This window comes from Kitasatospora sp. NPDC091207 (assembly GCF_044768625.1).
In the GTDB taxonomy this organism is placed as follows: Bacteria; Actinomycetota; Actinomycetes; order Streptomycetales; family Streptomycetaceae; genus Kitasatospora.
Window position 1 is genome coordinate 33650 of record NZ_JBIVVS010000006.1, and the last position, 22614, is coordinate 56263.

At 74.6% G+C, this 22614-nt stretch carries 20 protein-coding genes; 12 read left to right on the forward strand and 8 right to left on the reverse strand.

All coding sequences use genetic code 11. The features are described 5' to 3' along the window. Positions 1-28 precede the first annotated feature (28 nt). On the reverse strand, positions 29-991 hold the full coding sequence (locus tag ACIQTO_RS13245; RefSeq protein WP_402387102.1) for a GlxA family transcriptional regulator: 963 nt from the start codon (positions 989-991) through the stop codon (positions 29-31). A 79-nt stretch (positions 992-1070) separates the two neighbouring features. Beyond that, positions 1071-1907: a S1 family peptidase gene (locus ACIQTO_RS13250; protein WP_402387105.1), complete on the reverse strand. Its 837-nt coding sequence runs from the start codon at positions 1905-1907 to the stop codon at positions 1071-1073. A gap of 223 nt (positions 1908-2130) precedes the next feature. Between ACIQTO_RS13250 and ACIQTO_RS13255 the strand changes: the two genes are divergently transcribed. Further along, complete coding sequence (locus ACIQTO_RS13255) at positions 2131-3219, forward strand: GlxA family transcriptional regulator (protein WP_402387108.1); 1089 nt, start codon at positions 2131-2133, stop codon at positions 3217-3219. Positions 3220-3455: 236 nt separating this feature from the next. Here ACIQTO_RS13255 and ACIQTO_RS13260 read toward each other — a convergent pair whose 3' ends face one another. Continuing rightward, a complete protein-coding gene (locus ACIQTO_RS13260; protein ID WP_402387716.1) occupies positions 3456-3776 on the reverse strand; it encodes a beta/gamma crystallin domain-containing protein in 321 nt (106 codons plus the stop codon). Positions 3777-4185: 409 nt separating this feature from the next. Further along, positions 4186-4773 (reverse strand): TetR/AcrR family transcriptional regulator, encoded by a 588-nt coding sequence (locus tag ACIQTO_RS13265; protein ID WP_402387110.1) that lies wholly within the window; start codon positions 4771-4773, stop codon positions 4186-4188. A gap of 103 nt (positions 4774-4876) precedes the next feature. Here ACIQTO_RS13265 and ACIQTO_RS13270 point away from each other — a divergent pair, with 103 nt between their 5' ends. From ACIQTO_RS13270 to ACIQTO_RS13315, 10 genes are all read left to right on the forward strand, one after another. Continuing rightward, positions 4877-5854, forward strand: a complete 978-nt coding sequence (locus ACIQTO_RS13270) for an NADP-dependent oxidoreductase (protein ID WP_402387112.1) — start codon at positions 4877-4879, stop codon at positions 5852-5854. Positions 5855-5992: 138 nt separating this feature from the next. Then, complete coding sequence (locus tag ACIQTO_RS13275) at positions 5993-6916, forward strand: helix-turn-helix transcriptional regulator (protein WP_402387115.1); 924 nt, start codon at positions 5993-5995, stop codon at positions 6914-6916. A gap of 1013 nt (positions 6917-7929) precedes the next feature. Further along, a complete protein-coding gene (locus ACIQTO_RS13280) occupies positions 7930-8964 on the forward strand; it encodes a phytanoyl-CoA dioxygenase family protein (RefSeq protein ID WP_402387118.1) in 1035 nt (344 codons plus the stop codon). Positions 8965-8987: 23 nt separating this feature from the next. Continuing rightward, positions 8988-10307: a DUF6271 family protein gene (locus tag ACIQTO_RS13285; RefSeq protein WP_402387121.1), complete on the forward strand. Its 1320-nt coding sequence runs from the start codon at positions 8988-8990 to the stop codon at positions 10305-10307. Between the two features lie 6 nt (positions 10308-10313). Continuing rightward, positions 10314-11519, forward strand: coding sequence for a type III PLP-dependent enzyme (locus ACIQTO_RS13290; RefSeq protein ID WP_402387124.1), 1206 nt, complete (start codon positions 10314-10316; stop codon positions 11517-11519). After that, positions 11516-12211: a GNAT family N-acetyltransferase gene (locus ACIQTO_RS13295; RefSeq protein WP_402387127.1), complete on the forward strand. Its 696-nt coding sequence runs from the start codon at positions 11516-11518 to the stop codon at positions 12209-12211. Before ACIQTO_RS13290 ends, ACIQTO_RS13295 begins: the two co-directional genes overlap by 4 nt. Further along, positions 12208-13509 carry an MFS transporter gene (locus ACIQTO_RS13300; RefSeq protein ID WP_402387130.1) on the forward strand — a complete coding sequence of 434 codons (1302 nt, stop codon included), beginning with the start codon at positions 12208-12210 and terminating at the stop codon, positions 13507-13509. Before ACIQTO_RS13295 ends, ACIQTO_RS13300 begins: the two co-directional genes overlap by 4 nt. A gap of 140 nt (positions 13510-13649) precedes the next feature. Continuing rightward, positions 13650-14003, forward strand: coding sequence for a DUF6204 family protein (locus tag ACIQTO_RS13305; RefSeq protein WP_402387133.1), 354 nt, complete (start codon positions 13650-13652; stop codon positions 14001-14003). Between the two features lie 74 nt (positions 14004-14077). Next, positions 14078-14542, forward strand: coding sequence for a MarR family winged helix-turn-helix transcriptional regulator (locus tag ACIQTO_RS13310; protein WP_402387136.1), 465 nt, complete (start codon positions 14078-14080; stop codon positions 14540-14542). A gap of 479 nt (positions 14543-15021) precedes the next feature. Then, positions 15022-15942, forward strand: coding sequence for a ChbG/HpnK family deacetylase (locus tag ACIQTO_RS13315; protein ID WP_402387139.1), 921 nt, complete (start codon positions 15022-15024; stop codon positions 15940-15942). 114 nt (positions 15943-16056) lie between these two features. On the opposite strand, the gene ACIQTO_RS13320 is transcribed toward ACIQTO_RS13315, so the two are convergent. From ACIQTO_RS13320 to def, 3 genes are all read right to left on the reverse strand, one after another. Continuing rightward, positions 16057-17490 carry an RsmB/NOP family class I SAM-dependent RNA methyltransferase gene (locus ACIQTO_RS13320; protein ID WP_402387142.1) on the reverse strand — a complete coding sequence of 478 codons (1434 nt, stop codon included), beginning with the start codon at positions 17488-17490 and terminating at the stop codon, positions 16057-16059. A 187-nt stretch (positions 17491-17677) separates the two neighbouring features. Then, positions 17678-18622 (reverse strand): methionyl-tRNA formyltransferase, encoded by a 945-nt coding sequence (gene fmt, locus ACIQTO_RS13325; protein ID WP_402387145.1) that lies wholly within the window; start codon positions 18620-18622, stop codon positions 17678-17680. Positions 18623-18677: 55 nt separating this feature from the next. Then, complete coding sequence (gene def, locus ACIQTO_RS13330) at positions 18678-19223, reverse strand: peptide deformylase (protein ID WP_402387147.1); 546 nt, start codon at positions 19221-19223, stop codon at positions 18678-18680. A gap of 410 nt (positions 19224-19633) precedes the next feature. Here def and ACIQTO_RS13335 point away from each other — a divergent pair, with 410 nt between their 5' ends. Then, entirely contained in the window at positions 19634-20242 is a 609-nt protein-coding gene (locus ACIQTO_RS13335; RefSeq protein ID WP_402387150.1) for a hypothetical protein, read from the forward strand. A gap of 178 nt (positions 20243-20420) precedes the next feature. Here ACIQTO_RS13335 and ACIQTO_RS13340 read toward each other — a convergent pair whose 3' ends face one another. Further along, a complete protein-coding gene (locus tag ACIQTO_RS13340) occupies positions 20421-22511 on the reverse strand; it encodes a primosomal protein N' (RefSeq protein ID WP_402387153.1) in 2091 nt (696 codons plus the stop codon). Positions 22512-22614 lie beyond the last annotated feature (103 nt).

A 22614-nucleotide genomic window follows, 5' to 3' on the forward strand; every position in this document is an offset into this window, starting at 1 on the left:
CCCGACCGAAGACGTGCCTCCCCCCGAGTCACCCCGCCGGGGACGTGGCCGGCCGGTGCCGCGCGCGGTAGGCGCGGGGCGTGGTGCCGGTCTGCCGGGAGAAGTGCCGCCGCAGGCTCGCGGCCGACGTGAACCCGGAGAGGGCCGCCACCCGCTCCACCGGCTCGTCGGTGTCCAGGAGCAGCTCGCGGGCCCGGTCCAGCCGCAGGCGCAGCAGGTACCGCGGCGGGCTGACGCCGGCCCGGGCACGGAAGCGGCGGTTGAGGCTGCTGACGCTGATCCCGGCGTGCGCGGCGATGTCGGCGGGGGTCAGCGGGAGGTGGAGCCGGGCCTTCAGCCAGCGCAGCGTCGGCTCGATGCCCGCGCTGCCCGCGCGTTCGCGGTCGATGTCCTCCTGGACGCGGTCCGCGTGCCGGAGCAGGGGTGTGAGGAGCTCCCTGGACGTCTCACCGGCCGTCCGCTCGCCGTGGTCCTGTGCCAGCAGGCGCAGGCAGACGTCCATCCCGCCGAAGATCCCGGCCGAGGTGAGGAATGGGCCGTCGGTCACGACCGACCCGGCCGGGTCGACCTCGATCCGGGGGTGCAGCCGCGCGAGTTCCTCGGTGTGGCGCCAGCCGGTGGTCGCCCGCCGGCCGTCGAGCAACCCGGTGGCGGCGAGCGTGAACACCCCCGTGCCGACCGCGCCGATCCGAGCACCCCGGGCCGCGGCGCCCCGCAGCGCGTCGACGACCCCGGGCGGCGGCTGCGCCCGGGGTCCGTCGTGACCGGGCACCAGGACGACATCGGCGTCGGCGAGGTCCTCCAGCCCGTGCGGGACGGCGATGGGCAGCGGCGCCGGCAGCCCGATGCCCAGCGGGCCCGGGCCGGCGCACAGCCGCACCTCGTAGGCGACGCCCGGGTGCTCGCGCGCGGCCGTCCCGAACACCAGCCCCGGGGTGGTGAGGTGGTGTCCGGGCAGCCCGTCGAGTACGAGAATGGCGATGACCGACATACCCGGAATGTAGTCGAAAGCGGCATCAGGGCCCCGGTCCCACCGGAAGACCGGGGCAGGACCGGGGCGCGACCCACCGTCAGTCGTCCTGGTGGATCGTCTCCCAGATCCAGCTCGCGTACGCGGGCACGCTGCTGTAGAGGCCGGGGCCCGTCGAACAGGTCGGGTCGGTGTCCCCGTCGCCCGAGGTGGCACCGACCAGCTCCCAGCGTCCGCCCCTGCCCTTCTGGAGCTGCGGGCCGCCCGAGTCCCCGAAGCAGGCCATGGCGCCCGGCACCTGGCTGACCGTGCAGAGACGCAGCCACCCCGCGCGGCCGGGGGCGCACTCGTCGACGGCTCCCCGGCGGGTCTCCAGTTGCTGGAGCCGGTCGGCGAACCGGGCCTTCTGCGGGACGTCCACGTCATTGACGCTGCCGAAGCCGAGCAGCCTGGTCGGGGTACCGGGCCGGGCCGCCCGGTCGGCGATCCGGACGGGCTGCTCGGTCACCGGCCGGTCCAGCCGGATCAGCGCGAGATCGTCCTTGTTGGCGCCGCCCCCGCCCGCGCCGATCGCGTAGCCGGGGTGGGTGATCGTCCGTTCGATGGCGCGGACGGTGCCGCCGGACGTGCGGTGGTCCGAGCCGATGCGGACGGTCCCGTCCAGGACCACACCGACCTCGGGGCGGGTGTCGACGCAGTGGCCCGCCGTCAGCACCCACCGCGGGTGGATCAGGGTCGCGCCGCAGACGCCGTCGAGCAGACCCGCCGTCGGAGCCGTCATCGGGATGGAGGCCATGAACGGGTAACGCCCGGTGGCGTCCTGCCCGTTGACGATGGCACCGGCACTGCCGGTCATGGCGGTGGCACAGACCGTCGCGGCCAGGGCGACAGTGGCGGCACGCGCCACCCGGCGCGCCGTAGAGCTGATGGTGAACACGGAAGGTCCCTTCCTTCGGAGGCATGAGAGGTACGCCGGGGTACCCGGGGTACCCCGGCCGCGCGAAACGGCGCTTCGACACGGCCGGACAGCGGGGACGTACGACCCCACCCGTGGTGGCGGCCGGGCGTCCCTCGCTTCCGGCGCCGCGTACCGCCCATCCTGCGCACCGGCCCGCGCCCGGAACAGCGGCCCCGATGTCACCCTCGGCTAAATTCCGGACATGCCAGTGATCGCAGTCCTCGCCCTCGACGGAGTACCGGGCCATCAGCTCACCGGACCGGGGGTCTCCTTCGGCACCGCCGCGCGGCACCACCCGCACGTCGGGTACGAGGTGCGGTACTGCGCGGGCCCCGGCTTCCGCGCGACGGGTGCGCCGGCGCCCTTCCGGCTCGACACGCCCTGGGGCCTGGAGGGGCTGGCGGACGCGGACACCGTGCTGCTCCCCGGTCACGACGGCTTCCGCGACGAGCCGCCGCCCGGGGTCGTCGACGCGCTGCGGGCCGCCGCGGGCCGGGGCAGCCGGATCGGCGCGGTCGGCACGGGAACGTTCACCCTCGCCGCCACCGGGCTGCTCGACGGCCGACGGGCCGCGACGGCCCGGCGGTACACCGCGGAACTGGCGGGGCGCCACCCCCGGGTCGAGGTCGACCCGGAGGGTTCGGTCGTGGACGCGGCGCCGTTCTTCAGCGCGGCGGGGGTGCTCGGCGGCGTCGACCTCTGTCTGCGGCTGATCACGCTGGACCACGGCGAGGCGGTCGCCGTGGAGACGGAGCGGCAGGTCTTCCTCCAGCTCCATGAACCCGCCGGAGCCGCCGATCCCGCCGACCCGGTCGCCGCCGGCGTCGCGTCCGTCACCGGCACCGCGTCCGCCGTCGGCACGGCGGGCCGGGGCGGCACGCGCCTCGGCCCCACGATCCGGTGGCTGGAGGCCCACCTCGACCGCCCGCTGACCGTGCAGGACCTCGCCGACCACGCGGGCCTGACCGTCCGCGGCCTGACCAGGCGCTTCCGGGCCGAGACGGGACTGCCCCCGCTCCAGTACCTGCTCCGCGCCCGCGTCCAGCGGGCCCAGCGCCTGCTGGAGCGCGGCGACGAACCGGTCGAACGCATCGCCGCCCGCACCGGGCTGGGCACGCCCGCCAACCTGCGCCACCACTTCCTGCACCACACGGGCACCAGCCCGCGTACCTACCGGACCGCCTTCCGCTCCCTCGTCTCCACTCTCACCTGGGCCGAGGGGCGGACGACCGAGGGGCGGACGACCGAGGAGCCGTCGGCCGCGGACCGGGCCGGGCCCGTTCCCCGGTGACGAGCCGCCGCCCGTCCGAGCATCCGAGCACGATGAACGAACACCCGACCGACAAGAACGCCGATGCCGGCCACCCCGGAAAGGAGCGGCCGGCATCAGTGGACCGGATGCGATCGGCGTTCACGTCACGACAATCGAACGCCTATATGGAATTCGGAATACCCGGCGCTGCCCCGAGGCGGTGAATCGCCGGACAGTTCGAACAGAGTCCACCGACCCGCTGATCCGCTGATCCGTCACAGAATTTCGATGGAATCGACCTTCGGCGGACGGTTCGGGAAGGTGATCTCGTGCCACCGTTCGATCTTCACCGAGTCACCGTTGGCGTCGTAGTAGATCAGGTCGTTGTTCCCCGTGGAGATCTTGTCGACCCACCATCCGCCGAAGGAGGTCCTCCCGCGGTTGGCGTAGCAGTCCACGCTGTCCCGCCCGCCGTCGTGCGACCAGATCTTCAGGAAGTCCTCCCCGCCGCGGCAGGCGATGTGGTCGATGGCGAAGGCGTTGCCACTCGGCACCGCCACGGTGAGCGTGGTGGCCGCGGCGAACGCCACGGCCATGGAACGCACGATCGTCTTCGTCCTGGAGATCACAGGTTTCCCCTTGCTTCGGCTGTCGGACCGGGAGTTCGGTTCGCCGCCGCCACGGTGGCCCCGCGCCGAACGAACATGTCGACGCCCCGCTGTGGTGCGGACATCACCTTTCCTCACTTCGTCCTTACACCAACGACGATCCGGCAGATCCGCGTTGTCCGGCAATCCGGCACACGGGCCCCGACCGAAATCCGCCCCCCGATTGGCCGGATCATCACAATCGGCGGAATGGGCGGATTCAGGTCCGGAAACCGACGCCGCCCCGCTTTCCCGGCACGGCCGGCCGAGCCGGACATCCCGTGATTCGCCCACGGACTCGACCACCCCGCGACAGCCCGGCACGGCGGGCCACCCCCGCCGCCGGCCGCGCCTCGCGTTACCCCCTGGGCCGCAGACCGTCCATCACCAGGCGGAAGAGGTGCTCCCGGCGCTCGGCGAGACCCGGAGCCTGGTCGGCGATCCATCCGAGCGCGTTGACCAGGGCGAACAGGTCGACGGCGGCCACGTCCGCGCGGATGTCACCGGTCTCCTGGGCGGCCCGCAGCAGTCGGCCACCGGCCTGACGCATCATCAGGCAGGAGGCGTGCAGGGGCGATTCGACGTCGCTCAGGGTGGCCATCAGGGTGGCCGGGAGGCCCTGGTAGGCGCCGGCGCCGAGCGTGAACTCGTACAGCCAGTCGGCCAGCGCGCGCTCGGGCGGCCCGGCGGCGGCCAGGACGTCGGCCCGTTCGGCGAGCAGCTCGAAGCGGCGGCGCAGCAAGGTCTCCAACAGGGCCTCTCTGGTCGGGAAGTGCCGGTAGAGCGTGCCGAGTCCGACCTCGGCCCGGCGGGCGACGTCCCGCAGCGAGGCCTGGGTGCCCTGTTCGGCGACGACCTCGGCCGCCGCTTCGAGGACGCGGTCGCGGTTGCGCCGGGCATCGGCGCGCGGAGCACGCGCCGCTCCCGGAGATGGCTCGATGGGCATGCGGATCCTCGCCGTTGACAAATGGAGCACCGCTCCGGTTTCCTTTCCGGAGCAGCGCTCCGGATTCTACCCGGAGCGGTCGGCCCGGTGAATGGGGAGAAACATGGGCACGGCAACGATGCGCGCCGTCCGGCTGCACGCCTTCGGCGAGCCCGAGGAGCTGGTGTACGAGGAGGTGCCCCGACCCGCACCCGGGCCGGGCGAGGTACTGGTGCGCGTCCACGCGGCGGGCATCAACCCGCCCGACTGGTACGCGCGCCGCGGTTTCGTGAACTTCCCGGTTCGACTGCGGCCCACCTGGGCGCCGCCGCTGATCCTGGGCAGCGACATCTCGGGCGTGGTCGCGGCGCTCGGCGAGGGCGTCACCACCTGGCAGCCCGGGGACGAGGTCTTCGGACTGGTCAACTTCCCCGGCCTTCCCTCGGGTTACGCCGAGTACGCCGTCGCGCCCGCCACCCACCTGGCCGGCAGGCCGCGGAGCCTCGGGCACATCGAGGCCGCCGCCGTCCCGATGGCCGGGCTGACCGCCTATCAGTTCGTCTTCGAGCACCTGCGATCCCGGCCCGGCCGCACCGTCCTGGTCAACGGCGCCGCCGGCGGCGTCGGCCACTTCGCCGTCCAACTCGTCAAGGCGGCCGGCGCGGAGGAGGTGATCGGCGTCGCCTCCGGCCGCCACGAGGAGTTCCTGCGCGGCCTCGGCGTGGACCGCTTCGTCGACTACACCCGCACCCCCGCCGAGGAGGTCGTCCGCGACGCCGATCTGCTGATCGACACCGTCGGCGGCCCCGAAGCCCACCGGCTCCTGCCGACCGTCCGACGCGGCGGCCGGATCGCTCCCGTCTTCCTCGGCGAGTACCACCGCGAACGGGCCGCCGCACTCGGCATCACGATCAACGACGGCATGTGGCAGGTCCGTTCGAGCGGCTCCGATCTCGCCGCCCTGGCGGAGCTGCTCGACACCGGGAAGGTCCGGGTCGGCATCGACCGCGTCTTCCCCCTGCGGGAGGCGGCGGCCGCGCACCGCCACGCCGAACAGGGGCACCTCCAGGGCAAGATCGTCCTGCGCGTCGCCGACCGCTGAGGCCACGGGGCCGCTGGAAACCGTCCCGGGTGACCGACCCCACCCGGTGACCGACCTCCGACCCACCCCCGCGCCCTCCGCTGTGCCTGGTCCTGGCAGGGCCAGGCACAGCGGAGGCACAGCGGTCAGAATCGGGGCATGAGTTCCCCGACCGCCCTCAGCGACTTCCTGCGTTCCCGCCGCGCCCGGCTGCTGCCCCAGGAGGTCGGCCTGCCCGGCGCGGGCAGCCGGCGCCGGGTCGCGGGCCTGCGCCGCGAGGAGGTCGCCGAACTCGCCGGCGTCAGCGTCGACTACTACACCCGCATGGAACAGGGGCGGGTCCGCAACGCCTCGCCCGCGGTGCTCGACTCGCTGGCCCGTGCCCTGCGGCTGGAGGAGCAGGAGACCAGGCATCTGCACCGGATCGCCCGCCCGGCCGCCGGAGCACGGCGGGCCGCACCGGGGGCGGCGCGGCCGCAGCGCGTCCGGCCGATGCTGGCGACCTTGCTCCGGTCCCTGCCGGAGCTGCCGGCCCTGGTGATGGGGCAGCGGATGGACGTCCTGGCCTGGAACCGGGCGGCGAGCGCACTGCTCGGCGATTTCGACACCCTGGAACCCGCCGCGCGCAACATCGCCAGGATCACCTTCCTGAACCCCGAGTCCCGCTCCCTGTACGCGGATTGGGAGGCGTGCGCGCGCGGCAACGTGGCCTACCTGAGCATGGAGGCGGGCCGCCGGCCCGAGGATCCGAGGCTGCGCGAGCTGATCGGCGAACTCGCCGTGAAGAGCGGCGAGTTCCGCGGCTGGTGGGCCGAGCATCCGGTGCGGGACAAGACGTCCGGGGTCAAGCGGTTCCATCACCCGGTCGTCGGCACGCTCGAACTGGCCTATGAGACCCTGCGCGCCGCCGACGACCCGACCCAGGCGCTGATCACCTACGCGCCCGAGCCCGGGAGTCCGTCCGAGGACGCCCTGCGGCTCCTGCTGGCCTGGACGGCACAGCAGGGCCGGGACACCGCCTGGGCCTCCCTGACGGACGCCGCTCCCGCCGCCGCCCGGCCCGCGGCCGACCGCGCCCGCTAGTCCCCGTCGGCCGAAGGCGAAGCCGGAGCCCGGAACCGGAGCCAGAGCGAGAGCCAGAACGAGAGCCAGAACCGACCACCGCCCCCGAGGCTCGACAAAACCGACGGCCGGCTCCGCCGGCATCGACACGAGCACCGGCACCGGCACCGACCGGACCCCTCCACACCCTCCTGCCCCAAAGGGCAACCAAGCCGGCCCCTTCGGGCAGTCGCTGCCGACCGCGCCGCGCCGGCCGCTCCCGCGCTGGTCACCGCAGGTCCGGCCGATCGCCGCGGCGTCATCCACGCTCTCGCGGACAAGGGTTGACACCACAAGTTGGTCTAGTCCACCGTAGGGGAAAGAAAGTTCGACGAGGTGGGAAGCCCTGGCGAGGCCCCTTGCCGGACACGCGAGTTGGTCGTCTCCACCGCGTGTCCACCGAGGGAGTCAACGACCCGCACAGGGCTCCGAGCACAAAAGGAGGAAGGAATCCCGGCCTTGCCCCGGCGGGAAACGGGCGGTCCGTCCATGGACCCGAACGCCCCGACGGCCCCATCGGGCCGATCGATCCCGCAGGAACCGCGCGAGCAGTGAGCGCCGCCGGGAACCGCCAGAACCGCAACCTCCGTGCCACCCGCACCCCTTCGCCCGACAGCCCGATCACCCGCCCAGCACACCCTCCACCAGCGCGCTCCGCGCCCTCACACCCCGCACCCTCAGCCCCTCCACCAGTGCGCCCTCCACCCGCGCACCCACCCTCACCCTCGCTTCCACCTTCACCCTCACCCCGACCGGCGCCTTCGGCCGCGCTCTCCCCGCAGCCGTCCCCGCCGGCCGTTCGTGGCCACTGCGCCCGAACCGTCCGTGCCCGAGCACCCGTTGCCGCCGGTCGGCCGTCCTGCGACGCCCGCCCCGCGGCGGTGTCCCCGTACGCGGAACGGCACGGGAGCAGCGGAGCGGACGGGACGACGAGCCGTCCGTGACCCGACGGTTCGACCCGGCCGCGGTTGTTTCCCGACTCCTGGAGTGATTGCATGCCGAAGCCTGACGGATACCTGTACCGGGCCGCCTCCGACACCCCGTACTTCAGCAACGACGGCGAGACCTACCTCGCCAGGACGCCGTTGAAGGACATCGAGAAGTCGCGACCCCTGCGGGTGCTCTCCGAGGAGGACTACACCTTCTGGCAGACGTACGGCTATGTCGTCGTCCGGGAGGCGATCCCCGCCGAGGCGGCGGAGCGTCTGCTGGACTTCGCCTGGGACTTCCAGGGGCTCGACCGGGAGCGGCCCGAAACCTGGTACGAGGAGCGGGAGTTCGCCGACGAGCTGGCCCAGCACCTGTACATCTACGGCTTCGTCGAGGCCTATCAGCACCAGCTGATCTGGGACAGCCGCCAGGCGCAGCGGGTCTACGACGCGTTCGTCGACGTCTGGGACTGCGAAGAGCTCTGGGTGACGCTGGACCGGCTCAACCTCAACCCGCCGAACACCGGGAACCGGGACCGCGCGCTGATCGAGCCCACGGACAAGGGCTTCGACATCGAGTTGCACTGGGACGTCGACACCACGCTCGGCACCCTGCCGCAGCGCGTCCAGGGGATCATCGCGCTGAACGACACCCGGCCGGACCACGGCGGCTTCCAGTGCGACCCCGAGCTGTTCCGGCGCTTCAACCAGTGGCAGGCCGCCCAGCCGGCCGACCGCGACCCGATCCGGCCCGACATCGACCGCGCGGAATTCCCGGTGGTCCGGCCGGAGCTGAACGCCGGTGACCTGCTGATCTGGAACGGCATGCTCGCCCACGGGGTGGCCCGCAACACCTCCGACCGGGGTGTCCGGGCCGTCCAGTACCTCTCGATGATGCCGGCGCTGGAGGAGCACGAGGAGCTGAAGGCCTCGCGGATCGCCTCCTGGCGCGACCTCTCCACCCCGACGTGGAACAGGACGCTGGTCGGCGACCCGCGCAAGCACGAGTCGCTGCGCTACGGCAAGGCCGGTCTCAGCGACCTCGGCGCGAAGCTGCTGGGGCTGGAGTCCTGGCACGGCGGCCGGGACGGCGACGCGTGAGCCGGGCCGCCGACGGGGGCAGGGTGTGCCTGACCCTCCCCACCAACCGGGCGTGCGCCGACACCATCGCGTCGATCGGCGAGGAGGCGGTGTACGCCGCCGGGCAGTTCGGCGTCGAGGTGCACCTGCTGGTCCTGGACTCCTCCGACGGGTCGACGTTCGCCCTGCACGCCAAGGCCGTGGCCGCGCTGCCGCCGGCGGCGGGCGTGGTCGTGCACCATCTCGACGAGGCCCGGCAGCGGGAGTTCCTGCGGCGGGTGATCGACGCCTCGGGGGTCGCCGAGCCGGCACGGGTGCTCGATCTGATGCTCCCGGACGCCGTCTCCTACGGCGCCTGCACCAACCGGGCGTTCCTGATCGCGGCCGCCCTCGGCTGCCGCTCCGTCCACCGCCGGGACTCGGACGGCGGCTACCAGGTCCTGGACGGCCGGCCGGTCTTCCCGATCCACCACGAGCTGCTGTCCCTCGGGAGGCGCGCGGCCGACGTGGTGGCCGGCGTCACCGAGAACGCGCTGGACCCGGCGCACGCCGGGAAGCCGGTGTCCCTGGTCGGCGGCTCCTTCATCGGTGAACTGTCCGTCGACATCGGCGAGATCCGCGGGCTGGACCAGGCCGTGTACGACGAGGTCGTCGGCCTCTGGGCACCGACCGGGGCTTCGGCGCGGGAGCGTCAGGAGCTGGTCGACGACTCCTTCACCGGCGGCGGCACCGAGCCGTTCACCCGGGACCGCGCCGTGCTGGACCTCCCGGACATCTTCCGGGTCGACCTGTGCAACGTCGCCTTCGACCACGAGGTGTACGAGCGCCTCCCGTTGCCGTCCGCGACCGACACCATCGGCAGCGACTACTTCCTGCTGCACGTGGTGCGCGACGCCACCCTGCCCGGGGTGGTGCACAACCGGCACATCGTGAACTACTACACCCCCGAGCGGCGGACGGGCCCCGGATTCACCGCCTACCAGCTGCGGTTCACCAAGTTCCTGCTCTCCATGCTCTACCTCTACCCGGTGTACTCCGACATGGAGGCGGCGGGCGGCGCGCTGCTCGACGACGAGCACCGCCTGCGGGTCCCCGTCATCGCCGACTCGGTGCGGCGCAGCATCGGGACGGACCGCGCGGAGAACGTCCGCCGGCTCGCCGTCCTCGACCGCTCCTACCGGCGACTCGGCGGCAGGTACGCCGAGTTCGCCGACCACCTGGCCCCCCTGCGGGACCGCCTGCTCGACGAGGCACAGGCGGACACCGAGGACTTCGCCCTGCTGATCGAGGCTTGGGGCCCGCTGGTGCGGGCGTGCGAGGCCGCCGGCCCCGAGCTGTCGGCCCGCCGGCCGGGCCTGGAGTGATCGACGATGTCTGAGAACAGTTCCCTGCGCGCCGCCCTGGCGGCCGCGACCGACGACCGGATCTTCTACGACCTGGACGGGATCGAGGGCCAGTACACCGCGCTGCTCCGCGAACTGCCGGGCATCGCCGTCCGGTTCGCCATGAAGGCGTGCCCGGTGGACGAGGTTCTCGCCCGCCTGGCGGACCTCGGCGCCGGCTTCGACGCGGCCGGCCCGCAGGAGATCGTCCAGGCGCTGCGCACCGGCGTCCCGGTCGAGCGGATCCACTACGGCAACACCATCAAGTCCGACCGCAACATCGCCGAGGCCTACCGGCTCGGTGTCCGGGACTTCGCGACGGACAGCCTGGAGGACGTGGCGGCGATCGCCGTCCACGCCCCCGGCGCCCGGGTGTTCTGCCGGGTCGCGACCACCGGGGACGGCGCGCTCTGGGGCCTGAGCCGCAAGTTCGGCTGCTCGGCCGCGGACGCCGTCCTGGCCCTGGAGGCGGCGCGCGCGGCGGGGCTGACCCCGTCCGGCCTGTCCGTCCACGTCGGGTCGCAGCAGATGACCTCCGACGCCTGGCAGAGCGCGGTGGACTCGCTCGCCGCCGTGATCGAGGCGCTGGACGCGCGGGGAATCCTGCTGGACCACGTCAACCTCGGCGGCGGGCTGCCCGCCCTGGGCGTCCTCGACAAGCGGGGGCGGCCGCTCGATCCGCCGGTGGACAAGATGTTCGCCGTCATCCGGGAGGGCGTCCAGCAGCTCCGGGAGGTGTCGGCCTCGCCCCTGGAGTTCCTCCTGGAGCCGGGGCGCCACCTGGTCGCGGACCACGGCGCCATCCGGACCCACGTGGCCCGGCTGACCTCCCGGGAGCAGCTCGACGGCGGGCGCGCGCGCTGGCTCTTCCTGGGCTGCGGCAAGTTCAACGGGCTGTACGAGATGGACGAGTTGCAGTACCGGATGGAGTTCCCCTCCCACCCGGGCCCGGCCGCCCCCGACGCCGGGTACGTGCCGGCCGTCGTCGCGGGCCCGACCTGCGACAGCGACGACGCGTACGCCGACGAGGAGGGCCTCGTCGCGGTGCCGGCGGCCGTCGCCTCCGGCGATCCGGTCTGGATCTTCTCCTGCGGCGCCTACTCCACGGCCTACACGACGCAGGGGTTCAACGGGTTCGCGCCGCTCCCGTACACCTGCGTCGGCGCCGCCGCCTCCGCGGGAGGTGCCGCATGACGGCCGGGGAGACCGCCGAGGGCGTCCGCGTCCGGCTGCTGGCCGCCGGGGACTGGGACGAGGTCGTGGCGCTGGAGGCCCGGACCTACGGCGCGAGCGGCCTGTCCGAGGGGCGGGCGGCGCTGGAGTCCAGGGCCCGGGTCTCGCCGGCCACCTGCTTCGCCGTGGAGCACCGGGGGCGGGTCGGCGGCTACCTGCTCGCCCTGCCCTACCCGCGCCACCGGTGCCCGGACCTGAGCCGGGCGGAGGCGTCCGGCGCCCGGTCGACCAACATCCACCTGCACGACCTCGTGATCGCCGAGGAGTCGCGCGGCCGGGGGCTGGCGCGCCTGGTGCTCGCCCACCTCACCGAAACCGCGCGGGTGCGGCGGTTCGAGACCATCTCCCTGGTGGCCGTCCTGGGCAGCGAGGCCTTCTGGGCCCCGCTGGGGTACCGCGCCGACCGGTCGGTCGAACTCCCGGCGAGCTACGGCGCGCAGGCGGTGTACATGTCCATGCCCCTGCGGCCGGGCCCGCCCGGCACCGCTCCGCTCCCCCCTGCCCCCGTCCGGGCGGCACCCTTCCCCCCGGCGGCTCCCCTCCAGGCGGTTCCCCTCCCCCCGGCCCCGCTCCCCGCGGCGCGCACCGGGGCGCCGCAGCACCCCGGCGATCCGCTCCCCGGGTCGCCCCTGAAAGACGAAGTGGTCCGATGAACACGTTCCGCCTCCGCGACGACTACCGCCGAGCACAGCTGGCCATCGCGGCACTGTTCTGCTTCCTCGGCTTCCAGTACGCGACCTGGGTCTCCCGCCTGCCCGCGCTCAAGAGCCGGCTCGACCTGAGCGAGGCCGAACTGGGCCTGCTGCTGATGGTCTGCGGCGTGGGCGCGGCGGTGTCCTTCCCGCTGGTCGCGGTGCTGATGAAGCGGCTGGGTTCCCGGCTGCTCGCCACCCTGTCGGCGGTCGCCCTGGGCCTGGTCCTGCTCGGCCTGACCGTGGCGCCGAACTACCCGGTGACCCTGGCCGTCGCCTGCTTCGACGGCGTCGCCGTCGGCTGCCTCAACGTCGCGATGAACGCGCAGGGCGCCGCCCTGGAGGTGCGGTACCGGCGGACCGCGATGTCCAGGCTGCACGCCACCTTCAGCGCCGGCTCGCTGCTCGCGGCCCTGCTCGCCTCCGGCGTCAGCGCCTTCACCACCACCCTCTCCGCGCACTTCGGCCTGGCCGCCGTCGTCCTCCTGCTGCTGCTCGGGCTGGCCCAGACCGGCATGCTGACGGACGACCGGACGACCGGGGAGGAGTCGCCGGAGAACGCGGAGCCGCAGACGCCGCGGAAGCGGCGCGGGTTGAGCCTGCCCTCCCGGGTGACGGTCTGGATGGGCCTGGCGATGGTGTTCGGCACCGTCACCGAGGGCGCCATGAACGACTGGTCCGCCCTCTACCTGAAGGACGTCGTCGACGCCTCGCCCGAACTGGCACCGCTGGGCATCGCGGTCGTCTCGGTCATGATGGTCACGGCCCGGATCTTCGCCGACGGCTGGCGCACCCGCTTCGGCGACGGACGGATCGTCCGGTTCGGCAGTCTGCTCGCCGGCACCGGCCTGGCGCTCGCCCTGCTGGCCGGCGGCGTGGTGCCGACGCTCCTCGGGTTCGCCTGCGTGGGGCTGGGCGTCGCGGCCGTGACGCCCTGCATCTACGTGGCCGCGGCCCGCCAGGGCTCGGACGCGCTGGCGCTGGTCGCCGCCACCGGGACGACCGGCCTGCTGGCCGGACCGGCGGTGATCGGCTTCATCGCCAACGCGAGCAGCCTGGTCTGGGGCATGGCCGCGGTGGCCGCGTCCGCCGCCGTCGTCTCGCTCTGCGCCACCCGGATCCGCTGGCCGGCCCTGGCCGGGACGGACGGCGCGGAGAGCGCCGAGGAGCCGGCCGCGCCCGGGGCCGGCGGGACGGCGCCCGACGGCGCCGTGCCCCACAGTGCCGCACCCGACGGGCCCGCCCTGCGCGAGGCCTGAGCCCCGCCCCCCGAGCCCCTGTCGGGCCCCACCCGGTCGCCCGGGCAGGGGCCCGGCCCGCGTCCGGCACCCCGCCCCGACCGGGGTCGCTGGCGAAAACGCGGTGGAACCGGACCGACCCCGCTGGCTAGGGTCGAGGGATGACCACTCGTACCTTCCGCGTCACCGTCCGCGGCTCCTTCGACGGCCTCGGCGCCGACCAGCACGCCGAACTCCTCGCCCGCGCCCGCGAACACGACGTCCTCTACGCGTCGTTCACGCCCGAGGGCCATCTCAGCTACGAACTCGCCGCCCGGCCCGCCTTCACCTTCCGCTTCCTGGACTCGGGCGAGGCCGAGGAGGACATCCTGGCGGCCGCCGAACGCGCCGAGGAGGCGGCCCGGGCCTGGCTCGACGAACGCGGCTACGGCTACAAGAACCTCCGTTCCCAGGCCGAGGACCTCTCCCTGGCGGCGGTGGGCAAGCGCCAACGCCGCGCCGCCCGCACCGCCTGATCCCGCACCCCCCGCTCCGCCACCTCCTCGGCGGCTCAGTCCGCAGCTATACTTGAGCAGTCAAGGAGGTGGCAATGAGTTCCACACTGGACGCGGCCCTGCGCCTGGTCCGGGCCCAGGCGGCCCTGGTGCGCCGGTTCGACGCGAGCCTGAGCGGGCTGCACGGCGTCAGCCTGGCCGATTTCACCCTGCTGCTGCGGCTGGGCCAGGCACCCGGCGGCCGGATGCGCCGGGTGGACCTCGCCGAGGCGCTCGGCCTCACCGCCTCCGGCGTCACCCGGGGGCTCGCCCCGCTGGAGCGCATCGGCCTGGTGACCCGCGAGCCGGACGCCCGGGACGCCCGGGTCGCCTACGCGGCGCTCACCGACACCGGCCGCACCCTGCTCCGGGACATGCGCGCCACGGCGGAACGCGTCGCCGACGAGGTGTTCGCCGCGCCCTCCTGGAACCCGGACGACATCGCCCTGTTCGCCGGCCTGACCACCCGCCTCGGCGGCACCGGCCTCACCGACCGGCCGCTCACCACCCCGGACCGGTGACCGCGCCCCGAGCGGTGCCCCCGACCGGCGCACCGGCGGCGAGGGCCGAGCGGCACCACCCCGAGCGGCGCACCGGCGACCTCGACCGAGCCATCCCCCTCCTGGAAACCACCCTCGCCCAGCGCGAGCAGGTGCTCGGCGACACCCATCCCAGCACGGTGAGCAGCCGACCTCGCCCACATCATCGAACGGCAGGTCAGAAATCGATGAGATCAGCAGCCTTGAGAGCAGCGCCCTGAAGCCGAGGGCCGGGAGGAACGTCCCGAAGGATCGAACGGACCGTCAACCGGAGCGCTGATCCGACTACATCCGGAGCAATGCACCGATCCACCGCACCCCACCGCCGGATTCTGCACCCGGGAACATCCAGCCGACCCCGTCGCCCCAGGGCCCCCTCCAGGTGCTCCGCCCGCGCCCGCCCGCGCCCGCCCGCCCGAAAACGCCGTGCGCACCCGATCGCCGCCGGGGACACTGCGGGCATGGACACCACCGGGCCCCACCAGCACACGCCGCGCCTGTCGAGCGAGCTGCTCGGCTTCGACCCCGGCGCCCGGGTGCTGATCGTCAACTGCGACGACTTCGGCCTGGACGAGGACGTCAACGCGGCGGTGATCGACTCCGTCGAGCGGGGCATCGCCTCGTCGTGCAGTGTCATGCTGCCCGCTCCCGCAGCGGCTCAGGCCCTCCAACTGCTCCACGAGCGGCCCGAGATGCCGTTCGGCATCCACCTCACGATGGTCTGCGAGGCCGCCCGCCACCGCTGGGGCCCACTGGCCCCGAAGCAGCTGGTGCCCTCGCTGCTCGACGACGCCGGCGAGCTGTTCGCGCCGACGCCGGACGGGCGTGCCCGACTCCTGGCGCGCGCCCGGACCGAGGAGGTCGAGCGCGAGTTCCGCGCCCAGATCGACGCCGTGGCCCGCACCGGCCTCCAGCCGACGCACCTGGACTTCCACTGCCTGGCCGACGGCGGGCGCCCGGACCTCCTCCAACTCGCCCTCGCCCTCGGCGCGGAGTACGGCCTGGCCGTCCGGGTCTGGCTCGCACCCGGCCTGCGCGAGGCCCGCCGCCGCGGCCTGCCGGTGATCGACCACGGCTTCCTGGACAGCTTCTCCCTGGACCTCGACGGCAAGGCGGCCCGGTACGCCCGCCTGCTGGCCGAACTGCCACCCGGCCTCAGCGAGTGGGCCGTCCACCCGGGCCTCGGCGGCCCGAACGCGCGGGCGGCCGACGACGGTTGGCGCGTCCGCCGCACCGACTACGAGTTCCTCACCTCGCCACGGGCCCGTGAACTCCTCACCGAACAGGGCGTCACCGTGATCGACTACCGTCCCCTGCGAGGCCGCTGGCCGGGGCCCGAGCACCTGTCCGGAACGTCGTCGAGCCACCCGCGACACACCTGACCGCCGGACACCCGTCCACAGGGAACCGCCCCCGGCGACGACGAGGGGCGTCCGGGCCACCACCGGGGATCTCCCCCGACGGCCGGCCCGGACGCCCCTCCGGCACCCGGTGCGTCAGGCGGTGCGGCGCAGCAGCGCCAGGTACATCGCGTCCGTGCCGTGCAGGTGCGGCCAGAGCTGGACGTCCGGGCCGTCGCCCAGGGCCGGGACCCCGGGCAGCAGCGGGCGGGCGTCGATCCACTCCACCCGGCCGACCTGCTCGCGCAGCACGTCGTCCACGACGGCCCGGGTCTCGGCGAGGTGCGGCGAGCAGGTCGCGTAGCCGACGACCCCGCCGACCCGGGTGGCGTCGATGGCCCCGCGCAGCAGGTCGCGCTGGAGCGGGCCGAAGGCGGCCATGTCCTGCGGCCGGCGGCGCCAGCGCGCCTCCGGACGGCGGCGCAGCGCGCCGAGGCCGGAGCAGGGGACGTCCACGAGCACCCGGTCGAAGCCGTCGGCCCGCCAGGCGGGGCGGGTGCCGTCGGCGGCGATCACGGTGTACGGGCCGGGGTTGCCCTCCAGCGCGCGGGCGACCAGCCGGGCCCGGTGCGGCTGCTTCTCGCTGGCCACCAGGGCGGCGCCGCGCTCGGCGGCCAGGGCGGCGAGCAGTGCGGCCTTGCCGCCGGGGCCGGCGCAGCCGTCCAGCCAGAGCCGGTCCGGGCCGTCGAGCGGTGCCGCGGCCAGCGCGAGCGCGACCAGCTGGCTGCCCTCGTCCTGGACACCGGCGCGGTTGTCCTGGACGGCGGGGAGCGTGCCCGGGTCGCCGCCCTCGGCGAGCCGGAGCGCGAACGGGGACCAGCGGCCGGGCTCGGCCTCGGGCAGGGCGTCGGCGAGGTCGGCCACGGCGATCCGGCCCGGGCGGGCGACCAGGGTGACCTCGGGCCGCTCGTTGTCGGCGCGCAGCAGCTCCTCGATCGCGGTGCGGCCGGAGGCGTCCGGCTGCCAGCGGCCGAGCGAGTCCCAGAGGGCCGCGACGACCCAGCGCGGGTGCGAGTGGACGACGGCGAGGTGGTCCTCGGCGTCCTTCTCGTAGGCCGGGGCGACCTTGCCGATCCAGGTGTCCAGGTCGTGGGCGCTGATCCGGCGCAGGACGGCGTTGACGAACTTGGCCTTGCCGTCGCCGAGGACCACCCGGGCCAGCTCGACGGTGGCCGACACGGCGGCGTGGCTGGGGATGCGGGTGGTGAGCAGCTGGTGGGCGCCGAGCGACAGGACGTCCAGGACCGGCGGGTCGACCTTGCTCAGCGGGCGGTCGATACAGGCGGCGATGACCGCGTCGTAGGTGCCCTGCAGGCGCAGGGTGCCGTAGACCAGCTCGGTGGCGAGGGCGGCGTCGCGCCGGTCCATGCCCTTCTGCTCGGCTTCGCGCAGCAGCGAGGGCAGGATCAGGTTGGCGTAGGCGTCGCGCTCGTCGACGGCCCTCAGGGCGCGGAAGGCGACGATGCGCGCCGGGTCCTTCTTGGGACGACGGTGCGGACGGGGCGCGCGGCCGGCGCTGGGTGTGCTCACAGGTGCCTCAAAGTGCTGCGGTGGTTATCGAACGAACGGTGGTCCCCGAGGGGTACCTGTTTGAAGGTACACCCCCGTGCGCCGCCCGCCCGGCCCGGCCGTGACCAGTCGTGACCGGTCGTGACCGGGCCGGGCCCGGCGGTGCGGCTGTCCCGGGCGGTGCCGGCTCCGGTGCCGGCTCGCGGTGTCAGCTCGCGGCGTCCTCGAAGCGCTCGCCGGACTCGATCCGCGCCCCCCGGGCCCAGTCGGCGGCACGCATCGGCTTCTTGCCCTGCGGCTGCACCTCCCCGAGCTCGATCTCGTGGCTGCCGGTGCCGACGCGGACGCTGTTCTTGCCGACGGCCAGCTCACCGGGGGTGAGTGCGGCGGCGTCCGTCACCAGCTTCACCGGGCCGGAGACCTTGAGCCGCTCACCGCGGAAGAGCGTCCAGGCACCGGGGGCGGGCGCGCAGCCGCGCACCACCCGGTCGATCCGCAGCGCGGGGTGGGCCCAGTCGATCCGGGCGTCCTCGACGTTGATCTTCGGCGCGAGCGTGATGCCCTCGGCCGGCTGCGGGACGGCGTAGAGGGAGCCGTCGGCGATGCCGTCCATGGTGGCGGCCAGCAGGCGGGCGCCGGAGTGCGCGAGGCGGTCGAGCAGCTCGCCGCTGGTGTCGGTCGGGCGGATCTCCTCGGTGATGACGCCGAAGACCGGGCCGGAGTCGAGGCCCTGCTCGATCAGGAAGGTGGACGCGCCGGTGACCTCGTCGCCGGCCAGCACCGCGTGCTGCACGGGTGCGGCGCCGCGCCAGGCCGGGAGCAGCGAGAAGTGCAGGTTGACCCAGCCGTGCGCGGGGATCTCCAGCGCGCCGGGGCGCAGCAGCGCGCCGTACGCGACCACCGGGCAGCAGTCGGGGGCGAGTTCGGTGAGGCGCGCGATGAACTCCGGGTCGCTGGGCTTCGCCGGCTTGAGGACCTCGATCCCGGCCTCCTCGGCGCGCTGGGCGACGGGGCTGGCGACCAGCTTGCGGCCGCGTCCGGCGGGGGCGTCGGGGCGGGTGACCACCGCGACGACCTCGTGCCGGTCGGAGGCGAGCAGGGCGTCCAGGGCGGGAACGGCGACCTCGGGGGTGCCGGCGAACACGAGGCGCATCAAGTGCCTTTCTGGTAAGGGGAATTCGGTAGTAGCAGGGGCGGGCCGGCGGCGGTCAGCGCGCGGAGCCGAAGGTGCTGTGCGGGGAGACCCGGACGACGGGCGCGGGGCCCTCTCCCCAGTCCGCCTCGCGGATCGCCTTCAGCGCTTCCTTGCGCCGCTCGCGGTCGAGGCGGTCGATGAAGATGATGCCGTCGAGGTGGTCGGTCTCGTGCTGGATGCAGCGGGCGAGCAGCTGGGTGCCCTCGACGGTGATCGGATCGCCGTACATGGTGAAGCCCTTGGCGACCACGCCGTACGCGCGCTTGGTGTCGTACCGCAGGCCGGGCAGCGAGAGGCAGCCCTCGGGGCCGTCCTGCTCCTCCTCGGTCAGCGACAGGTCGGGGTTGATCAGGTGACCGGTGACGCCGTCCACGTGATAGGTGAACACCCTGAGGGAGACCCCGAGTTGGGGAGCGGCCAGGCCGGCGCCGGGGGCGTCGAGCATGGTCTCGGTGAGGTCCCGGACGAGGGTGCGCAGTTCCTTGTCGAAGGTGGTCACCGGCTTGGCGGTCGCCCGCAGGACGGGGTCTCCGAAGATGCGGATCGGCTGGATCGCCACGGCGTACGGGCTCCTGTCCGTCGGGAGTTCGGGGTTCGGGTATCTGGGCGTTCGGGCATGTGGGCGTAGAGGACTGCGGGCGTACAGGACTGCGGGCGTACAGAGGTTCAGGCGTTCAGGACGCGGGCGTTCGCGCGCCCGGCCCCCCGGACGCACCGGGCGCGGGCCCGCGCACGAGCCGGCCACCGGCCGATTCTATGCAATCGGATCGGGGCGCCGCCCGCCCCTCCGGCCCGCTGCCGCGCAGGTCTTCGGCCCTCGGCATCGTGTTCTGGCATATCCCGAGTCGGCCCGGCTGCGTGACCCCGGCGGCCGGTCCGGCGTTGGTCAAGTGAGATTGACCGGGGCCGGGACGCGCGGGACACCGCGTTCCGGCCGAGCTGAACCGTACGGAAGGTGGCACGTAGGCCATGGCCGAGCAGATCAATCACGACGCCCGGGCGCGGGCGAGCCTGCACCTGCTGGTGCGGGACATCGAGCGGGTGCGGCGGCAGGTCGACGCGCTGCGGACGCTGACCGCCCAGTTGGGCAACGTCTACCGTCCGCGCCGCCCCAGCACCTCGGCCGGCTTCGTGGTGTACGGGCGGGCGCCCGCGCCGACGGTGCGGCTGGCGCAGGAGCTGCGCGAGAGCGTGGAGACGCTGGTGGCGGCGGCGGTCGAGTTCGACCGCGCGCTGGGCTTCTCCTGGGACTCGGTGGGCTCGGCTCTCGGGGTCACCAAGCAGGCGGTGCACCGGCGCTACGGGATGCGCCGGCCGACCAGCGAGCTGCTGGCGGCCGGCGGGATGGCGGCCGGCGGCGCCCCGGGGGTGCCGGGACCGACCCGGCCGGACCGCTCCGAGGAGGTGCCGGCCGCCGCGCCCGCCCCGACCGGACTGGCCGCGACCGTCCCCGCGGCCCGCCAGGGCGGCCTGGACCGCAGCACCCTGGACCGGGCCGTGCTGGAGCGGTCCGGACACGACCGCCCTACCCGCGACCGGGGCCCGCTGGACCGCCCCGGCATCCCCCTGCGCGGCTGAGCCCCCAGGGGTCCGTGCGGTCCGGCCGAGCGCGCCGCACCGCACGGGCCCTCGGGCCGAAGCCCGGCCCGCCGGCCCGCGCACACCCTCCGCGCCCCCGCACGGCCCCTCCGACCACCGTCCGGCCCGCCCCGGACCACCGCACGGAACACCGCCCCGGACCACCGCACCGGCCGCCTCAGCCGATGTCCGTCGGATCGATCCGCACCTTCACCGCCTCCGGCGTCCGCAGCGCGATCCGCGCGATCTGCGCCGCCTTCAGCGCCGCCGCCAGCGCCGCGCCCTGCCCCGGCGGCACCCGCAGCAGCGCCCGCTCCTGTTCCTCCCCCCGCAGCGCGGGCCCCGGCACGGGCCCCAGCACATCCGCCTCGGAGGGCAGCCGGATCAGCCCGAGCAGATCCGCCACCGCCGCCGGGCTGCCACTGACCGAGGCCATCCGCGACACCGGGGGGAAGTGCAGCTGCGCCCGCTCCTCCAGCTCCAGCCCGGCGTGGCCGAGCGGGTCCCAGCGGACCAGCGCCTGCACCGGCCGCGCGGTCGGCTCGGCCACCACGACCACCGTGCCGCCCTCCGTCGACGGCTTGACCAGCGCGGCGGCGGTCAGCCAGAGCCGCAGCGTCTCCTCCCCGGCCCGCAGGTCCGGCCGGCCGAGCAGCGCCCAGCCGTCCAGCAGCAGCGCGGCCGCGTAGCCGCTGCCGCCCTCGACCACCGGCTCGGCCCCCGGGGTGGAGATCACCAGCGCGGGCTCCGCCGGGACGGTCGCCAGCACCGCGTCCCGCCCGGAGGTCCGCACCGGGATCCGCGGGAAGGCCTTGCCCAGCTCCTCCGCCGTCCGCCGGGCACCGATCACCTGGGCCCGCAGCCGGAACGAGCCGCACTCCTGGCAGTGCCAGTCGGCCGCGCCCTCCCCGCACCACCCGCACCGCAGCGGGGCGTCGGCCGCCGTCGACTCCAGTGGGCCCTCGCACCGGCGGCAGCGCGCGGGGGCGCGGCAGTTCCCGCAGGACAGCCGGGGCACGTAGCCGCGGCGCGGCACCTGGATGAGCACCGGGCCGCCGCTCGCCAGCGCCTCCCGCGCCGCGTCCCAGGCCACCGAGGGCAGCCGGGCGGCCTGGGCGGCGGCGTCCCGGTGCTGGTCCTGGTCGGTGACGGTGCGCACCCTCGGCGCCACCTGCCGGACGGTCTCCCGGTCGGCCACCAGCGGCCGGGCCCAGCCGGTGCTGACCAGCTGCGCGCCCTCGACCGTGACGGCGTGCCCGCCGAGCAGGACGCCCGCGCCCTCCTCGGCGGCGCGCAGCAGCGCGACCTCCCGCACGTGCGGGTGCGGGCTGCGCGGATCGCTGTGGCTGCCGTCGCCGTCCGACCAGACGACCACCAGCCCGAGGTCGTGCACCGGCGCGAACATGGCGGCGCGCGTGCCGATGGCGGCGCGCACCGCACCGCGGCTCACCGTCAGCCAGCGCCGGTAGCGCTCGCGGGGGCCGAGGTCGGCCGCCAGGGTCGCGTGCATGCCCTCACCCAGCAGCTCGGTCAGCGCCTGGTCCACCCGCGCCACCGACCGGCCCTCCGGCAGGACGACCAGCGCGCCGCGCCCGCCCGCCAGCGTGGCGGCGACGGCCCGGGCGATCTCGTACGGCCAGCCGGGGCCGGGCAGCGCCGTCCAGACCGCGCGCGGCTGGCCGCCGGCGGCCAGCGAGGCGAGGAACTCGGGCCCGGCGGGGTAGCGGGACCAGCCGCCGGGCTGCGGCGCCGGCGGCAGCGGCCGGGGCGGCGGCGAGGGCTCGGCCTCGGCCTTGGCGTGCCGGGGCGGGACGGCCAGCTGGAGGACGTCGGCCAGGGTGCCCGCGTACCGGTCGGCGACGGTGCGGCAGAGCCGCAGCAGCTGCGGGGTGAGCACCGGTTCGGGCGAGAGCACCTGGGCCAGCGGGGCCAGCGGACCGGGGAAGTCGCTCTTCTCCAGCCGCTCGACGATGAACCCGTCGTGCAGTTCCCCGCCCTCGCGCTGGCCCCTCACCACCCGCGCCCCGAACCGGACCCGGACCCGGACGCCGGGCCGGGCGTCCTGCGCCATCACGGCGGGCACCTCGTAGTCGAAGAACTTGTCGATGGTCAGGACGCCCTTGTCCACCACCACCCGGGCCACTGGCAGGTGCTCGGCCCGCTTGGCTCCGTGCCACGTCCGGGGCTTGGCCCGGCGGACGGTGTCCCGGATGAAGGCAAGCTGCTCCGGCGCCGCCCCGGCCTCGTCACTCCCCTGCGTGTTGCTCATCGCTCCCAGTACTACCAGGTCACACCGACAGGACGCCCACGGCGCCCGCGCCGCACCGCACGCCACAACGCCGCAGGCGGCGGCCGCCCCCGGTTCGGGGCGA

Bases quoted from the DNA above. Each gene is read 5' to 3' on its own strand.
- ACIQTO_RS13245 (WP_402387102.1), bottom strand. From the start codon at position 991: ATGTCGGTCATCGCCATTCTCGTACTCGACGGGCTGCCCGGACACCAC.
- ACIQTO_RS13255 (WP_402387108.1), top strand. From the start codon at position 2,131: ATGCCAGTGATCGCAGTCCTCGCCCTCGACGGAGTACCGGGCCATCAG.
- ACIQTO_RS13260 (WP_402387716.1), bottom strand. From the start codon at position 3,776: ATGGCCGTGGCGTTCGCCGCGGCCACCACGCTCACCGTGGCGGTGCCG.
- ACIQTO_RS13265 (WP_402387110.1), bottom strand. From the start codon at position 4,773: ATGCCCATCGAGCCATCTCCGGGAGCGGCGCGTGCTCCGCGCGCCGAT.
- ACIQTO_RS13270 (WP_402387112.1), top strand. From the start codon at position 4,877: ATGGGCACGGCAACGATGCGCGCCGTCCGGCTGCACGCCTTCGGCGAG.
- ACIQTO_RS13275 (WP_402387115.1), top strand. From the start codon at position 5,993: ATGAGTTCCCCGACCGCCCTCAGCGACTTCCTGCGTTCCCGCCGCGCC.
- ACIQTO_RS13280 (WP_402387118.1), top strand. From the start codon at position 7,930: ATGCCGAAGCCTGACGGATACCTGTACCGGGCCGCCTCCGACACCCCG.
- ACIQTO_RS13290 (WP_402387124.1), top strand. From the start codon at position 10,314: ATGTCTGAGAACAGTTCCCTGCGCGCCGCCCTGGCGGCCGCGACCGAC.
- ACIQTO_RS13295 (WP_402387127.1), top strand. From the start codon at position 11,516: ATGACGGCCGGGGAGACCGCCGAGGGCGTCCGCGTCCGGCTGCTGGCC.
- ACIQTO_RS13300 (WP_402387130.1), top strand. From the start codon at position 12,208: ATGAACACGTTCCGCCTCCGCGACGACTACCGCCGAGCACAGCTGGCC.
- ACIQTO_RS13305 (WP_402387133.1), top strand. From the start codon at position 13,650: ATGACCACTCGTACCTTCCGCGTCACCGTCCGCGGCTCCTTCGACGGC.
- ACIQTO_RS13310 (WP_402387136.1), top strand. From the start codon at position 14,078: ATGAGTTCCACACTGGACGCGGCCCTGCGCCTGGTCCGGGCCCAGGCG.
- ACIQTO_RS13315 (WP_402387139.1), top strand. From the start codon at position 15,022: ATGGACACCACCGGGCCCCACCAGCACACGCCGCGCCTGTCGAGCGAG.
- fmt (WP_402387145.1), bottom strand. From the start codon at position 18,622: ATGCGCCTCGTGTTCGCCGGCACCCCCGAGGTCGCCGTTCCCGCCCTG.
- ACIQTO_RS13335 (WP_402387150.1), top strand. From the start codon at position 19,634: ATGGCCGAGCAGATCAATCACGACGCCCGGGCGCGGGCGAGCCTGCAC.
- ACIQTO_RS13340 (WP_402387153.1), bottom strand. From the start codon at position 22,511: ATGAGCAACACGCAGGGGAGTGACGAGGCCGGGGCGGCGCCGGAGCAG.